General features: G+C 44.1%; 13 protein-coding genes. All 13 read left to right on the top strand.

Annotation, left to right across the window (positions count from 1 at the left end; genetic code table 11):
- Positions 1 to 433: 433 nt before the first annotated feature.
- The 13 genes from alaS (at position 434) to NSS67_RS25755 (ending at position 15,954) form a co-directional block, all read left to right on the top strand.
- The gene (alaS, locus tag NSS67_RS25815) at positions 434 to 3,067 is read left to right on the top strand and encodes an alanine--tRNA ligase (RefSeq protein WP_339316585.1); all 2,634 of its coding nucleotides are present in this window, start codon (positions 434 to 436) and stop codon (positions 3,065 to 3,067) included.
- Between the two features lie 315 nt (positions 3,068 to 3,382).
- A complete protein-coding gene (locus NSS67_RS25810; protein ID WP_042125473.1) occupies positions 3,383 to 3,658 on the top strand; it encodes an IreB family regulatory phosphoprotein in 276 nt (91 codons plus the stop codon).
- Positions 3,658 to 4,074, top strand: a complete 417-nt coding sequence (gene ruvX, locus NSS67_RS25805) for a Holliday junction resolvase RuvX (RefSeq protein WP_339320705.1) — start codon at positions 3,658 to 3,660, stop codon at positions 4,072 to 4,074. Before NSS67_RS25810 ends, ruvX begins: the two co-directional genes overlap by 1 nt.
- Positions 4,075 to 4,087: 13 nt before the next feature.
- Positions 4,088 to 4,396, top strand: coding sequence for a DUF1292 domain-containing protein (locus tag NSS67_RS25800; RefSeq protein ID WP_038569507.1), 309 nt, complete (start codon positions 4,088 to 4,090; stop codon positions 4,394 to 4,396).
- Positions 4,389 to 4,697, top strand: coding sequence for a DUF1292 domain-containing protein (locus NSS67_RS25795; protein WP_339316584.1), 309 nt, complete (start codon positions 4,389 to 4,391; stop codon positions 4,695 to 4,697). Before NSS67_RS25800 ends, NSS67_RS25795 begins: the two co-directional genes overlap by 8 nt.
- A 214-nt stretch (positions 4,698 to 4,911) precedes the next feature.
- Positions 4,912 to 5,961 (top strand): endolytic transglycosylase MltG, encoded by a 1,050-nt coding sequence (gene mltG / locus NSS67_RS25790; protein WP_339316583.1) that lies wholly within the window; start codon positions 4,912 to 4,914, stop codon positions 5,959 to 5,961.
- Between the two features lie 56 nt (positions 5,962 to 6,017).
- Positions 6,018 to 6,950, top strand: coding sequence for a peptidase U32 family protein (locus NSS67_RS25785; protein ID WP_339316582.1), 933 nt, complete (start codon positions 6,018 to 6,020; stop codon positions 6,948 to 6,950).
- Positions 6,951 to 7,047: 97 nt separating this feature from the next.
- A complete protein-coding gene (locus tag NSS67_RS25780) occupies positions 7,048 to 8,385 on the top strand; it encodes a U32 family peptidase (RefSeq protein WP_339316581.1) in 1,338 nt (445 codons plus the stop codon).
- A gap of 316 nt (positions 8,386 to 8,701) precedes the next feature.
- Complete coding sequence (locus tag NSS67_RS25775) at positions 8,702 to 10,879, top strand: methyl-accepting chemotaxis protein (protein ID WP_339316580.1); 2,178 nt, start codon at positions 8,702 to 8,704, stop codon at positions 10,877 to 10,879.
- A 164-nt stretch (positions 10,880 to 11,043) separates the two neighbouring features.
- Positions 11,044 to 12,924 carry a sensor histidine kinase gene (locus tag NSS67_RS25770; protein WP_339316579.1) on the top strand — a complete coding sequence of 627 codons (1,881 nt, stop codon included), beginning with the start codon at positions 11,044 to 11,046 and terminating at the stop codon, positions 12,922 to 12,924.
- A 19-nt stretch (positions 12,925 to 12,943) separates the two neighbouring features.
- Positions 12,944 to 14,257 carry an extracellular solute-binding protein gene (locus NSS67_RS25765; RefSeq protein ID WP_339316578.1) on the top strand — a complete coding sequence of 438 codons (1,314 nt, stop codon included), beginning with the start codon at positions 12,944 to 12,946 and terminating at the stop codon, positions 14,255 to 14,257.
- A 45-nt stretch (positions 14,258 to 14,302) separates the two neighbouring features.
- Positions 14,303 to 15,367 carry a LacI family DNA-binding transcriptional regulator gene (locus tag NSS67_RS25760; protein ID WP_339316577.1) on the top strand — a complete coding sequence of 355 codons (1,065 nt, stop codon included), beginning with the start codon at positions 14,303 to 14,305 and terminating at the stop codon, positions 15,365 to 15,367.
- A gap of 20 nt (positions 15,368 to 15,387) precedes the next feature.
- Positions 15,388 to 15,954, top strand: coding sequence for a GNAT family protein (locus NSS67_RS25755; RefSeq protein ID WP_339316576.1), 567 nt, complete (start codon positions 15,388 to 15,390; stop codon positions 15,952 to 15,954).
- Positions 15,955 to 16,038: the final 84 nt, after the last annotated feature.

Here is a 16,038-nt window from a genome sequence, read left to right as displayed (position 1 = left end):
TACAAAAATCATAACTCGTCATTTTAAACTTCAGCTTCCCCAGATTGACAGATGCAGGGGCACTGGCTATACTTGAAATGTTAAAATGCAAATCGGATAAAACGTTGATGAAAATGAAGTACGCCGGAGGATGGCTTGATCAGAGAACAGGTTCCTTTACGAAATCATTTCGTAATGGCTGTGAGAACCTTGAAGACAGGCCGGTGGAAAGCTAATTTCGGAGTGTGAGATCACAAGCTCACCGGGGGCACCCGTTATCAGCCGCGACAAGGCGATCGCCCTTTAACTTTCCCGTGAATGGGTCAAGGCGATAACCAGGGTGGTACCGCGATATTAATCGTCCCTGAATTATTCAGGGGCGTTTTTTTTGTTTTTATTTTTTAGAAAATCTGGCGCATGAGCCGAATTAATGATGAGACGGGAGCTGTAAACAATGAAAGCAAGTGAAATTCGTTCCAAATGGCTTAAGTTTTTTGAAAGTAAAGGTCACAAGATTGAACCTAGTGCATCTCTCGTACCGCATAACGATCCCTCGCTGCTGTGGATCAACGCAGGTATGGCACCGCTGAAAGCATACTTCGATGGCCGTGAGATTCCTGAGAATCCGCGCCTGACGAACTCGCAGAAATGTATTCGTACCAATGATATCGAGAATGTAGGGAAGACACGTCGTCACCATACGTTCTTCGAAATGTTAGGTAACTTCTCTATCGGCGATTATTTCAAAGAAGAAGCGATCACATGGGCTTGGGAATTCTTGACTGGCAAGGATTGGATCGGCTTCGATCCAGAACGTATCTCCGTAACGGTGTACGCCGAGGATGAAGAAGCATTCAAGCTGTGGAATGAAAAAGTTGGCTTGCCAGCAGAACGTATCATTAAGCTGGGGGATGAGAACTTTTGGGATATCGGCGAAGGCCCTTGTGGTCCTTGCTCAGAAATCTTTTATGACCGCGGTGAGGCTTACGGCAGCGACATGAGCGATCCTGAAATGTATCCAGGTGGAGAAAATGAACGTTGGTTAGAAGTATGGAACCTAGTGTTCTCACAATTCAACCATAACAAGGATGGCAGCTATACACCGCTTCCGAACAAGAACATTGATACAGGAGCTGGACTAGAGCGTTTTGCTTCCATTCTACAAGACGTAGATTCCAACTTTGACACTGATTTGTTCCAACCTATTATCCAAAAAACAGCGAAGCTCGCTGGTGTAACTTATAAAGATAATGTTGAGCAGGACATCGCGCTTAAAGTTATCGCTGACCATGTGCGTACCGTAACTTTTGCAGTAGGTGATGGAGTACTTCCTTCTAATGAAGGTCGCGGTTATATTATCCGTCGTTTACTACGCCGTGCTGTTCGTTACGGAAAGACCTTAGGTCTGGATCGTCCATTCCTGCATGAGCTGACTGAAACGGTTGGAGAGATTATGGGTGTTTATTATCCATCCGTTGTCGAGAACCGTGAATATATCGCGAAGATCATTCGTACAGAAGAAGAACGTTTCCACGAGACATTGTCTGACGGATTGGCTATCTTGGGCGAGATCAGCGCTAAAGCAAAAGCAGATGGACTCAGCACGATTGCTGGAGCCGATGCATTTAAGTTATATGACACTTACGGATTCCCGTTTGACCTGACCGAGGATTTTGCAGCGGAGCAAGGATTAACAGTAGATCTTGATGGCTTCGATGTAGCTATGCAAGAACAGCGTGACCGCGCTAGAGCTGCACGTCAAGACGGCGGTAGCATGAAGATTCAGGGAGGCGTATTAGCTGATCTGACGGTTAAAAGTGAATTTGTTGGATATAATGACTCGGTAACAGAGTCGAAAATCATGGCTATTGTTGTTGGTGATGAACTAGTCGATACTGCTGGAGAAGGCGTTGAATGCCAAGTCATTCTTGAGGCAACACCGTTCTACGCTGAAAGTGGCGGACAAGTGAGTGACACTGGTAATCTCACTGGCGGTTCGGTTACGGCTAAGGTAAAAGGATTGTTCAAGGCTCCACATGGCCAACACGTACATTTGGTAACGGTAGAAGCTGGAGAATTGAAAGTAGGCGAAACGGTTCGCGCTGAAGTGGATCGTGCACAGCGTGAAGATATCGTGAAGAACCATACAGCCACTCATCTACTGCACAAAGCGCTCAAAGAGGTTCTTGGCGGTCATGTTAATCAAGCTGGATCTTTAGTGGAAGGCGCACGTTTGCGGTTTGACTTCTCCCATTTCGGAGCGATTACTCCGGAAGAACTAAGCGACATTGAGCATCGTGTGAATGCACAAATCTGGCGTGGTCTTGATGTAGTTATTGAGAACAAGCCAATTGATGAAGCTAAGGCTATGGGAGCAATGGCACTATTTGGTGAAAAATACGGCAACATCGTGCGAGTAGTTCAGGTTGGCGATTACAGCCTGGAGCTTTGCGGTGGATGCCACGTATCTAACACTTCGCAGATCGGCATTTTCAAGCTGCTTAGTGAAAGTGGCATTGGCTCAGGTGTGCGCCGGATTGAAGCTGTTACAGGCCGTTACGCGTACCAATTCACTGAGAGTCAACTGGATCTGCTCAAGCAATCTGCGGGTCTACTAAAGTCTTCTCTGAACGATGTTCCAAAACGGATTGAAGCACTGCATAACCAAGTACGTGAGCTTTCGCGTGAGAATGAGTCGCTGCAATCCAAGCTTAGCGCAACATTTGCTGCTGAATTAACAAGCAGTGTGAAGACTGTTGGCGCAGGTACGCAGCTCCTTGCAGTTGCTGTTCAAGCAGGCAATATGGACGCTCTGCGTTCTACTGCAGATGAATTGAAATCCAAGCTTCCGGATGCTGTACTTGTTCTTGGTGCGGCAATGGACGACAAGGTGAACTTTGTTGTAGCCGTTCCACAGGATCTGGTGAAGAAGGGCTTCCACGCTGGTAAGATCGTTAAAGAAGTTGCAGCAGTATGCGGCGGCGGCGGTGGCGGACGTCCAGATATGGCACAAGCCGGTGGTAAAGATGCTTCCAAGCTTGACGAAGCACTGGCTAAGGCAGAAGAATTAGTAGCTTCCCTAGCATAAATCTAAATTACGAAACTATTTCTTAATTTAAACGTATTACGAAAAAACATAGCGGTACTGAGAGTTAGACATCAGTACCGCTACTCTTTATTAACAGGTGGTTAGATTTTCATGGATAGTTGTGCTTGACAATAGCTTAAAAGCCAAAAATATCATTATTTTTGTAGAGGAAATGCCAAAAAAAGCGTTATTCCACGCGCAGGATTTCCTCGTTGGGCTATGAATATGTTATGATAAAGGAAGCAAGTGAACTGCACAGTAGCAACTTTGCGAAGCCGCCCTTATAGGTGATTTTGCAGAAGGAAGGTGTCACAAATGGACTCCATGGACAAAACGGTCAAATTCAATGTGAAGGGCGACGAAAAGGAAGCTTCTCCCCAAGAAATATTGCTCGCTGTATACGATGCACTGGTGGAGAAAGAGTATCATCCGATCAATCAGATCGTAGGGTATTTACTTTCCGGAGATCCAGCTTACATTCCGCGTCATAACAATGCGAGAAGTTTGGTCCGGAGAAAAGAACGTGATGAGCTGATTGAAGAGTTGGTTAGATTCTACCTCGTCAATCACAAGGTGGATAATCCCAGATGATGAAGAAGTTAGGATTGGATTACGGCGACCGTAGAATCGGTGTAGCCACAAGCGATGTTTTTGGATGGACGGCACAAGCTCTTGAAACGATTGAGCGCCGCGGTACTGGCAATGAGTTCGACCGTATTCGTGAACTTGTTACAGAGCACGAAATTGGAGAGATTGTAGTTGGTCTGCCGAAGAATATGAACGGCTCAGTAGGACCCCGGGGCGAAATTTGCATAGAGTTCGCTGACAAGCTGCGGGAGCAATTTGCAATGCCCGTACACCTTTGGGATGAGCGTCTGACGACGGTATCCGCAGAGCGGGTGCTGATTGAAGGGGACGTCAGCCGGAAGAAACGCAAAGGGATTGTGGATAAAATGGCTGCAGCCCTGATTTTGCAAAATTTTTTGGATGCTAACAGTAAAAGGTGAGGGGTGCGAGGATATGACAAACGAACAGATTGGCCAAGAGGAAGAACCGGAAATTATCTATATTCCCGATGAGGAAGGTAATGAAGAGGAATTCGAGGTCATTATGAAGTTTGAGGTTGATGGCTCGGACGCTAAGTACATGATGGTAGTTCCACTTGATTCCGAGGACGAGGAAACCGATGAGGTTTATGCGTTCCGTTATGTGGAAGAAGGCGACGATCTTCAATTGTTCATGATCGATAATGACGAGGAGTGGGCGATTGTCGAAGAGACTTTCAACACACTGGTTGACGAGCTGGACGGAGGATCTGAGAATGACTGATGTATCCGCTAAACAAGCGGTATGGACTTCGCGACTTAAGGAAGCCTATGGAGAAACAGTAGAACTGGAAGATGAGCAGGGCAAGTCTTCCATTTACGATATTATCGCCGAGTTTGAAGTCGGTGATCACGGCTATGCGGTGCTAAAAGGCGCTGGTCAAGACGTGGAATATGAAATCCTGCGTATCGTTGTCTCTCCTAACGGACTTCCGGAACTAGAGAACATCGTGGACGATGAAGAGTGGGAAGACATCTCTGAGCTATATGATGAGATGACTTTTCCAGCGGATGACGCAGAATAAAGCTTAAACATGTACGTTACATTTATGATGAGTACGGAAGAGGGCGGAGAATTCCGCGCTCTTTTTGCTTGGTTTATGAGATCTTTTTTCGGCGAACATCATTTAGAGTTTTTAGTGCAGAATTATACGGAGTAATTCCCTATACTATGAAATATGTATTGAATTTTAAGTAATACACTTTTATACTTTATAGTCGGAAAGTGAGGAACCTGACTTGAAATCCGCAATCCGTACAGTGCTTATCGTTATTCTTTTGCTGGTAGCAGCAGGAGGCGGAGGCGCTTGGTACATTTGGAACGGGATGCAGCCGGTAGAGCCTGCAGGACCTGCCGTAACATTTACGATAGAGAAGGGCATGGGCAGCGCGGAAATTGCCGATCTGCTTGAACAAAATGGCATTATTCGCAATAGTCTTTTTTTTAAGGGATATTTGAAATGGACCAAAGAAGGTTCCAGCTTCAAAGCTGGTACTTATGTTGCTAGTCCAGGAGACACCTATGACGAGCTCATCGAGAGGTTAAACGCGGGTGATGTTGTTAAGGAAGAGACCGTAACTTTTACGATTCCGGAAGGATATACTGCTGAGCAGATTGCCAAGAAGCTTGCTGAGGCTTGGAATCAGGATGCTGCTATTTTTCTCGAAATAATGGATACCGGTGCGGGCTTGAAGGGAATTGATGTTCTAGGTATCCCACAGAATAAGAACCTTCGTCATCGGCTTGAAGGGTATTTGTTCCCTGAAACGTATGAACTAGCCAAGGATAGTACGCCGCAGGAAGTTGTAGAGGCATTATTGGATCAGTTCCAGAAGAAACTGGACACGATTCCGAATTGGAAGCAAAAGCTAGAAGCACGTGGAATGACACTTCATGAGCTGTTGACAGTGGCCTCGTTAGTCGAGCGTGAGGTTGTGGTAGATAGTGAACGACCACTAGTTGCTGGCGTGATTTATAACCGCTTAAAGAAAGAGCAGAAGCTGGAGATTGATGCTACGGTTCAATATTTGCTCGACAAACAGAAGGAAAGACTGTTATATAAAGATTTGGAAGTTGACAGTCCTTATAATACGTATAGAAATATTGGGCTTCCTCCGGGACCTATTAGTAATCCGGGGCTGGCCTCCATTCAGGCGGCACTTGAACCTGAGGCATCTGAATACTACTTCTATGTGACTAAGAAAGATGGTACACAGGGCCATTTGTTTGCTAAGACCTACAAGGAACATTTAGCCAATATCGAAAAAAGTAAGCAAGAATCGAAATAAAATATTAAAATGAAGAGTGGTGCGGTTGAGATAACTGTACAAGTAGGAGGTACAACATGATTAACAAACCGGAATTGCTGGCGACAGCAGCATCCTTAGAGGAAGCTACTGCTTTGCTGGATGCCGGAGCAGATGCATTGCTCATCGGGGATGACCGTTTTGGCATGCGTCTTGCCGGACATTTCTCTCTGGACGATACAGCTGCTGTTGTAGAAATGGCACATGCGCGTGACTGCAAAGTATATGCTGGACTAGGTGGACTCATGTCCAACCTTCTTCTCGAAGAGCTCCCTGCCTATGTGAAGGCTATAGGTGAACTTGGTGTTGACGGTGTTGAGTTCGGTGATCCTGCTGTGTTAACCACAGTGAAGAAGGAAGCACCAGGCATGAATCTGCATTGGAATGCGGAAATGACCTCTACCAATTACGCAACCGCGAATTATTGGGGGCGTAAAGGTGCTTCTCGCGTCGTTCTTGCCCGTGAGCTGAATATGGATGAAATGACGGAAATGGTTCCGCTTTTAGAGGTAGAGGCACAGGTTCAGGTTCACGGCATGACCAATATATACCATTCCAAGCGTAAGCTTGTAGAAAGCTATATGTCACATCAAGGACGTCCAAGCGAGGGCGGCAGTCTTGGTAAGGAACGTGGTCTATTTTTGATCGAGGCAGAACGAGATGACCAAAAGTTCCCAATCTATGAAGACGAGAACGGTACACATATTATGAGTTCGGAAGATATTTGTATTTTGGAGGATCTTCATATCCTTATGGCTGCAGGCGTACAGAGTTTTAAGATTGAAGGATTGTTGAAATCAACAGCGTATAATGTGGCGGTTGTTAAGACTTATCGCAAAGCTATTGATCTCTATGTAGCTGATCCAAAAGCATATTCTTTCCAAGAGGATTGGATGGAAGCTATCAGAACGCTGCAGGATCCAGAACGGGAGCTAAGCTTCGGATTTTTCTATAAAGAGCAAGTATATTAAGTTTAATTTAATGAGAGTTTTTTAGTTCCCCGCAAAGACTAGGTGCAGTAAGCATGCATAGACATCACTTTGTGGGGCGATGGAGGGGAGAACAGGAATGGGAACCATGACAAAGCCGCAATACAAGGGCAAACGTTACCGTCTGGACAAACCGGAGCTCCTAGCTCCGGCCGGTAATTTGGAGAAATTAAAATTCGCAGTACACTATGGTGCGGATGCTGTTTATATCGGAGGGCAGAAATACGGTTTGCGTTCAGGAGCAGACAATTTCAGCTTTGAGGAAATGCGTGAAGGTGTTGAATTCGCCAAGAAATACGGCGCTAAGGTATTTGTTGCAACGAACATTTATGCTCACAATGAAGATGTCGCAGGGATTGAAGAATATCTGCGTAACTTATATGAAGTTGGCATTGCGGCTATTATCGTTGCTGATCCGGTCATTGTAGATACAGCACGCCGTTTAGTTCCTGGATTAGAGGTGCATTTGAGTACTCAGCAGTCTACACTGAACTGGCAAGCGGTATCCTTCTGGAAAGAAGAGGGTTTGCCACGTGTAGTACTCGGACGTGAGACGAGCCTGGAAGAGATCGCTGAGATTAAGAAGCATGTTGACATTGAAATCGAGAGCTTTATCCATGGTGCGATGTGCTCTTCATACTCCGGTCGATGTGTATTATCCAATCACTTTACAGACCGTGACTCCAATCGTGGAGGCTGCTGTCAGTCATGCCGTTGGAAATATGATTTGTTCGAGGATGCGCGTCCTGAAGGCACTTGGGTGTCAGAAGAAGATCAAGCTGAAGCAGAAGTACAATCTCCGGCACCTTTGCTTCCGGGTGTAACTCAGATTCCACTGCATCAGCAAGGAGATAATCCATTCTCCATGGGATCTAAGGATTTGTGCATGCTGGAAAGTATCCCTGAACTCATTGAAGTAGGCATTGACAGCTTCAAGATCGAGGGACGAATGAAGTCGATTCACTATGTAGCTACTGTAGTTAACGCTTATCGTAAAGCTATTGATGCTTACATGGCTGATCCGGAAGGATACGAGTTGAAGCAAGAGTGGCTGGATGAGCTGAATAAAGCGGCGAATCGCCCGCTTAACACAGGGTTCTTCTATGATACTCCGGATCATGAAGATCATATCTATGAGCCTGAAGAAAAAGCGGCTCCTTATGATTTTGCCGGACTTGTAATTGAATACGATGCTGAGAGTGGAATGGCGCTCATTCAGCAACGCAATCACTTCAAGCCAGGGCAGGAAGTTGAATTCTTCGGACCCAATGATACATTCTTTAAGCAGACTGTAGCGGAATTGTGGGATGAAGCAGGCAACCCGCTTGACGCAGCTCGTCATCCTCTGCAACGTGTCCGCATGAAGGTAGATCAGCCGGTAGCATACTTTGATATGATGCGTAAGAGAAAATCTTAATAAGATACAGGGATGTTCTTTCTATAAGAGCATCTCTGTTTTTCTTTTGACAAAGCTAACAATAAGATATATATATTAGTAACTAACAAATAAATCCAAAAGGAGGGTAGAACGATGGGAGTTTTTTTGTTTCAGAATACATAGGTTAAAAGTTATAAAAAAAGTATAGTAAAGCTAAGAAAAAAGGCCTAATAAACCGATATATAATATGGTTAGCGCTTTCATATGTCCTCTAATATTAGCGGGTAGATGATCATGATGGGGATCCTGATCAAGATAGTATTAGTGAAAAGCATAAAGAGAGAAGGTTAGAGAGATGAAGAAGAACAATAAAAAATCCGTAAATGTACAGAGCAATGAAGTAGGTGCAGGAAAGACATCAAAGTTAGATGCTAAGAAAATGATGTTGGGTTGGGGAAGCCAAATCAAGAGAGTTAATCCTATCCAATCCGTCGGTGTGAAGTTATTTCTAATATTCTTATGTTCCACTGTAATCGTAGTTATGTCACTTGGACTTATATCTTATTCGAAGGCAAAAACAACGATAAAGAATAACGTATCCGAAGCCTACCGCCAGACTATTGTTCAGACTGCTGAGAAGCTGGATATTACCTTGAAGCAATATGAGAATACGGTATTGCAGCTCTTTTTTGATGTGCAGTTGCAAACGGATCTTAGATCAATGGCTACTGCACAAACTGCTTACGAGAAATTTGAAGCAACAAGCTCAATAAGTAAGAAATTGTCCAATCAGACTACAACAGATTCTAATATTCTCAGTGTCGCATTGATTCCCGAGTCACTTGAACAGGAAATTGTTACATCTGGCAGTGGTGGCATTTATTTTGATGGATTACGAGAACAAGAATGGTTCAAGAAAATTGTGGCCGATTCTAAAGAATATAATTCTTATTATTCAGACGCTAACAATAACGACTCTAAAAATATTTGGTTTTCAACCTCTCTTCAAGGAGCGGAAGAAAAAGATATTGCTTTGGTAAGATCTCTTAAAAGTCTGGGAGCAGATAAAGGATACATGATTATGCTTGTGTTGAAGAATACACTGCTGGAAGAATCTTTCGCAAGTGTGAAGCTGGGAGACGGCTCCCGTATTCAACTTGTGTCTCCGCAAGGTACAGTAGTGGCTTCTTCTAATCCGCTAGATGATGGAAAGTCATCGGAGTTTTCTTTTATCAAAGAGAGTAAGAAAAATAATAATAGCCTAGAAGCTAAAGATCCAAACGGAAAAGAAATTCTGGCGGTCTTTAATCCGATGATGCGGGCAGATTGGAAGCTCGCAGGTGTAGTTCCTACAGAAGAACTAGTGAAGGAAGCCCGTCCGATTCTGTTGACGACGTTCATTACGGCTGCCGGTGCGGCATTGCTTGCGATATTTATTGGGATTTGGATGGTTCGTATGATTGCTCGCCCTCTGGCACGATTGAAGGATCTTATGGTTCAAGGTGCAAGCGGAGATTTAAGTGTACGTACAGAATATGTGTCTAAGGATGAGATTGGACAACTATCAGCCTCCTTTAACTTGATGATGGAGCGTATTACTGAGCTTGTATCGCAAACTAGAGAAACTGCACGAGATGTGCTAGAGACCGCTGGTGAGCTTGGAGAAGCTTCGCGTAAGACAGCTATTTCCGCGAAGGAAATAGCTGCAGCTACGGAAGAAATTGCTGGAGGAGCAGGCAGTCTGGCACTTGAAGCTGAACGTGGTAATGAGCTTACAGATGTGATAGCTACGCAAATGCAGACCGTGATTAGTGCCAATAGTGAGATGGATGAGGCAGCACGCGGGGTTGGAGAAGCTAGTGCTCAAGGTGCCAAGCAATTAACGGATTTACTGGATCAAACTAGCCGTACTGGGGAAAAGACAGGTGCGCTTGTAGAACGTGTTAACAATTTGAAAGAAACAGTATTCTCAGTGATTAAGGTGCTGGATGTGATGAAGAGTATCACACAGCAGACGAATATTTTATCATTGAATGCGACGATAGAAGCCGCACGTGCAGGCGAAGCTGGCAAGGGCTTTATGGTGGTAGCAGGTGAGGTAAGACAGCTTGCCGACCAATCGAAGCAGTCTATTGCTCTTGTAGCCGGAATCACCGACAAGATCATAACGGAAATGAACGAAACAGAAGCTGTATTATCTGAAGTGGCACCTCTTTTCAAAGAGCAAGTGAGCTCAGTGAAGAGCACGAGCGATATCTTTGTATCCGTAAAAGGACAGATGGATGAGTTCATTACTAGTCTGGAATCGGTGACAACAGCGATCAGTAGCTTGAATCATTCACAGGTTGTGTTGTCGGAAGCCATGGGTAACGTAAGTGCTGTAGCTGAGCAATCATCAGCGACTTCTGAAGAAGTGGCTTCACTCAGTAATGAACAGCAAAGTGTAAGTGATCAGCTCGTTTCATTGTCAGGTAAGCTGGAAAGTGCTTCAGGACAGTTAAAGGACAAACTGTCATTATTCACGATAAAATAAGTGGGTCCCTAACTAATTTTTTTATTATTTACATAACAAAACCGCTTCTTCGTTATGAGGGAGCGGTTTTGTTATTGTGTAAAGAAGGACTTCCCCGTATAATAATTTTGTTAGGCAAATAATAATAACAAGTTAGGTAAAAAAGGGTTAAGGAGAAGGACCGTATGAAAGGTAAACGCATCTTTGGCTGGTGGTCCGTTATCGGGGACATGAGTATGGAGCGCAAGCTGCTCCTCGTCTTTTTGATTATTATTACTCTTCCGCTCTCCTTCATTAGTGTGTTTACTTTCAAGAGTTATTCAGAATCTATTCAGGGCAACACCATTGCTTATTCTGAAAAGCTAATCGATCAAATGATGGATGGAGTAGATGATTATATCGAAGATATGAAGCGTATTTCATCTATGCCAGCGTATGTGAATGATATTAAACAAAATTTAATTCGTTCAAACCTCTATCACGAGCAAAAAGAGAACATGGGTGGTACAGATGGCAGTGCGGCATTGTCGCCTGGTGATTTTGATCTACTGCTGTCCATTCAGCGGGGGATAGAAGGCAACATTTCATTTATTAACAATATTAAGAGGGGCGCGAACTCGGTATATATTTTTGACGCCCATGGGAATGGTTATTATTCTGCTAAGGACGGTGGGGTACGGCTCGATCTCGAACAGAGCTATAAAGACTGGAGCCAGCAGACTAAAGACTCCAGCGGAGAAGCGTTATTATTTGGTGCCCAAGCGTATACAAGTAATCTTCAAAGCACCCGATATGCTTTTACCGTTGTTCGCAAAATCGTGGATGGTTTGTTAAATCCGATTGGACTGATCGCAGTGGAAGCGAATATTAGCAATTTGGAGAATCGAGTTACGGAACTGGATAAAGTAACCCATGGCAAATCGTTGATAATTGACGATAAAGGGAAGGTCGTGTATGACAGTGACAAGACAATGCTTGCCACTGATATTTCTAACTCCGAACTCTTCAAAAGAGTCGATGGCATTTCAGGAAGTTTCTATGATGAGGTCAACGGAAAAGAGCAGCTGAATATATACTCAAGCTCTAACAAGACCAACTGGAAAGCGATTATCTCTATTCCTGTTGATGTGCTGATGCGGGATGTGAAGGTGACTCGTAATGCAACGCTCGCTGCTACATTAAGTATCATTGTGCTGGCGTTAATCATCTCCATTATTCTTTCTTTTGCACTAACTAAATCGCTTACACAAATGATTCAACTGATGAAAAAAGTTCAGGGCGGAGATCTTGATGTGATGTTCAGGGTTAGACGCCGTGATGAAATTGGTCAGCTGGGGCATCAGTTTAATCGAATGTTAGCACGGATCAGGCAGTTAATTCAGGATATCTATCGAATCGAGGAACAGAAGAAGGAAGCAGAGCTTCACGCGCTGCAGAGTCAAATTAATCCTCATTTTATCTATAACACGCTAGAATCTATCCGTATGACCGCCGAGCTGAATGATGACATTGAAGCCGCGGATATGATCTCAATTTTGGGAAAGCTGCTACGGTATAGTACAAGTGATTTGAGCGGTAAAACGACAATGAAGCAGGAGCTTGGATATGTGCGTAATTATGTTGAACTGCTGAATTGTCGTTATCCTAACCGTTTCCTACTGGAGACCGATGTACCGAAAGAACTAGATAATTACTCTATTATCAAGCTGGTTTTTCAGCCGATCATTGAGAATGCAGCCTACCATGGCTTGGATGATAACAAACCGCAAATGCATCTTAGTATCCGTTGCGAGATTACTGAACAAATGCTGTTGTTTCATATTAAGGATGACGGCTGTGGGATGGACGAGATGACTTTAGAGAGATTGAACGATGGGCTCCAGAACGAAAGGCCTCCTAAGAAAAGTATTAATGGGGGCATTGGTATGAAAAATGTACAGCAGCGAGTGCGTCTTCATTATGGAGCGGCATTTGGAATTGAGGTATATAGTGAGCTTGGACGAGGGACAGATGTAGTATTGTCGCTACCATTGCTGGAACCGGAAATGATTAGATTACCTGAATGAATTAAGAGGGGGCTGTCCGTTGAAGGGGTTGAGATTGCACTGGACTATGCGTACCATACTGCTGCTTTTCTTGTTACTGCTGAGCAGCGGTTGTGAGAGTAATAATATCAAGCAGGCGGAATCGACACCATCTCCATTAGGAGAAGAGACGAAGTCTGATTTATCAGGCACGATAGTCATGATGACCAATCGAATAGATTTGATTGAGAACGGAATCTTTCAAGGATACGTAGACCAATTTAAGAAAAGGTATCCTGAAGCAAATGTGGAATTTGAAGGTCTGCCCAATTACGCGACGGATATTCTAGTACGGCTATCCACCAAGGACGCTGGAGATGTACTTCTGCTTCCGATAAATCTTCCTGCTAGGGAACTGAGTTATTTTTTCGAACCTCTGGATGAAGAAACAACTGCTGGAGAGCGTTTCCCTTCTTTTTCTAGTTATGAAGGCAAACGATATGGGGTATCGACGGGAACAACTACGGTTGGGATCGTCTATAATAAAAGGGCCTTCGAAAAAGCAGGAATCACTTCTGTTCCTCGGGCACTAGATGAATTCTACGAGGCTTGTGCAAAGTTAAAACAGGCAGGAATTATCCCGCTGTATATGAATTATGGAGCGGTTTGGCCGCTGCGTGAATGGGGGAATACTCTAGTTAACTATATGGCTGGGAACCCTGAATATCTTAATAATATGGTAAATGAGGATAGTCCGTGGCAGCTTGATAATGAGTGGGGAAAATCTATATCCATAGCTCGAACCTTAATCGCTAAAGGTTATGTTGAAGATGAACTATTCTCGAACAATTGGGAGATATCGAAGACAAAACTTGCTAAAGGACAAGCAGGTATGTATTTACTCGGAAATTGGACGATTGAACAAGTTCTTGATGTAGGGGCTTCGCCAGACGATATCGGATTCTTCCCGTTTCCATATGATAATAACGACACTCACTATGCGCCAATCAATTCAGACTGGTTCATGGGTGTAAGTAAATATAGCAAAAATAAAGAGCTTGCCATGGCCTGGCTGAATTTTTTTGTAAAGGAGACTTCCTATAAAGATGATTGGGGATTCCTCCCTGCTGATGGCAGCTTGAACTCTTTTATACCGCAGTATCTAGAGTTTTTTTCTTATAAGCCCAAGCTGCTTGATGCCACAGTTCAAAGTGATGCATTCATTGATATTGCGAATCGTGCCAAGCTATCCTTTTGGTCCGGTGATTATATTCAGGAGCTACTTGCTGCGCCTGATTTACAGAAGGCTTTTGACGAATTAAATGCAAAATGGAAGGAAGCAAGGGCGGAAACAAAGGTGAATTCACAGCCTTAAATATATTTGTACATTAAACTCAAGTAAATTTCTGGAGGTTTTTATATGGCTAAAAAGGTCACCATGCAAAAAATAGCGGATCATCTCGGCGTATCTAAATTTGTTGTTTCCAAGTCACTTTCGGGTAAAGCTGGTGTAAATGAGACGACAAGAGAGCGAGTTATTCAAGCAGCTTCACAACTTGGCTATTTTACTCAAAAGAATGCTTTCGTACAAGGGATCAAGCGTACTCCTTCGGTAGTCGGGAGTGATCGGAATAAGCAATCTGTGCTTGTGTTAATGCCAAATATCCGCTCACAGACTCAGGATTCCTTGTATTGGGGGAAGATTGTGGACGGTATTGCCATTGCGCTCGATCAAGAAGGACTCGGGATGGTAATCATCTCTGAGAACCGTGCGGATAATTTCGTTAATATCTTGAATCCAAGCGGGATCCTTGGCTTAGTAGGTGTGGGGGAAATCTCCACTTCCTTGTTACTTGAGGTACATCGCATCGGTCTGCCAATGGTATTGATTGATCATGAAGATCCATTAATCCCAAGTGATACTGTATTCGCAAACAATGTGGATTCGATGGCACGGCTTACCAATCATTTGATGGGGACGGGCCATACACAAATGCATTTTATCGGAAATATTAGATTTTCACGCAGCTTCCGGGACCGGTGGATTGGCTTTCGGAGTGCGCTCGAGGAAAGTGGGATAAGGCTTCCACTTGAAGATGATTCAAATCTCTTTTTGGAAGGGGTGGAGGAAGAAGTATTCCAAGAGGATTTTAAAAATTGGGTTGTGAAGCGAAAAAAAGCTAAAACACTCCCTACTGCTTTGGTCTGCGCCAATGATGAAACAGCACTCTCAGTCAGTGATATCCTGAAGGGAGAAGGGCTTAATATTCCAGGAGATATCTCGGTTACTGGCTTTGATAATATTGAGGATGCTTCAAGAGGCGTTCCGCCGCTTACGACTGTACATGTTCCTAAAGAAGCGATGGGCCGGGCGGCAGTGGAGCGGCTGCTCAGCCGTATCAATCACCCCTCTGCACCACTGGAGAAGATCCTAATCGCAGCAGACATAGTGCATCGTGATTCTGTGGATGTACCGCGAAACTAGGAATTAGGGGGAAAGCTGTTATGACTGAAGTTATTACATTGCCAAGGATTGAAGGCGAACATATTCATCTGCGTGGTGTAGAAGAGTCTGATTTGGAGTCCTATTACAACTTTTTACTTGATGAGGAGATGGGACGTCTAACGGGGTCACAAGGAGAAATCTCTCGCGAGCAAACTGCGGCTTGGATTCGTAAGATTAGTGCTCCGGCTGAGGATCGTGTGGATCTTATGATTATTGTCAAGGAAACGGATGAGCTTATTGGAGAAGTGGTATTGAATGAAATAGATCCGGACAACCGTAGTGCAAACATTCGAATTGGGATTCGTAGTCATGAACATAGAGGTAGAGGCTACGGTACTGAAGCTATGACTCAAATGCTGCGATATGGCTTTGAAACCTTGAAGCTGCATCGGATCCATCTAGGTGTATATCCTTTTAATCCAAGAGCTGTACATGTCTATGAGAAGCTCGGTTTCAAGCGCGATGGTGTGGAGCGAGATGCTCTTTATGCTGATGGAGAATTTCATAACTTGATTTTGATGTCTATGCTGGAGGATGAATACCGGGCTATTTATGCAACGAAGTGAGATGTTTTTCCTTCAAGGTACAGCAATCAACGATTAACGTGAAGTAAAAAAAGGCGTTCCCAGTAGAAGCTTTAACTGAGGACG

The organism is Paenibacillus sp. FSL R10-2734 (genome assembly GCF_037963865.1).
Taxonomy (GTDB): domain Bacteria; phylum Bacillota; class Bacilli; order Paenibacillales; family Paenibacillaceae; genus Paenibacillus_AQ.
The sequence above is the reverse complement of the archived record's forward strand: the minus strand, read 5'-3'. Positions and strand labels throughout refer to the sequence as shown.

Excerpts from the sequence above, each read along its gene's own strand:
- alaS (WP_339316585.1), top strand. The coding sequence starts at position 434 with ATGAAAGCAAGTGAAATTCGTTCCAAATGGCTTAAGTTTTTTGAAAGT.
- NSS67_RS25810 (WP_042125473.1), top strand. The coding sequence starts at position 3,383 with ATGGACTCCATGGACAAAACGGTCAAATTCAATGTGAAGGGCGACGAA.
- ruvX (WP_339320705.1), top strand. The coding sequence starts at position 3,658 with ATGAAGAAGTTAGGATTGGATTACGGCGACCGTAGAATCGGTGTAGCC.
- NSS67_RS25800 (WP_038569507.1), top strand. The coding sequence starts at position 4,088 with ATGACAAACGAACAGATTGGCCAAGAGGAAGAACCGGAAATTATCTAT.
- NSS67_RS25795 (WP_339316584.1), top strand. The coding sequence starts at position 4,389 with ATGACTGATGTATCCGCTAAACAAGCGGTATGGACTTCGCGACTTAAG.
- NSS67_RS25785 (WP_339316582.1), top strand. The coding sequence starts at position 6,018 with ATGATTAACAAACCGGAATTGCTGGCGACAGCAGCATCCTTAGAGGAA.
- NSS67_RS25780 (WP_339316581.1), top strand. The coding sequence starts at position 7,048 with ATGGGAACCATGACAAAGCCGCAATACAAGGGCAAACGTTACCGTCTG.
- NSS67_RS25775 (WP_339316580.1), top strand. The coding sequence starts at position 8,702 with ATGAAGAAGAACAATAAAAAATCCGTAAATGTACAGAGCAATGAAGTA.
- NSS67_RS25770 (WP_339316579.1), top strand. The coding sequence starts at position 11,044 with ATGAAAGGTAAACGCATCTTTGGCTGGTGGTCCGTTATCGGGGACATG.
- NSS67_RS25760 (WP_339316577.1), top strand. The coding sequence starts at position 14,303 with ATGGCTAAAAAGGTCACCATGCAAAAAATAGCGGATCATCTCGGCGTA.
- NSS67_RS25755 (WP_339316576.1), top strand. The coding sequence starts at position 15,388 with ATGACTGAAGTTATTACATTGCCAAGGATTGAAGGCGAACATATTCAT.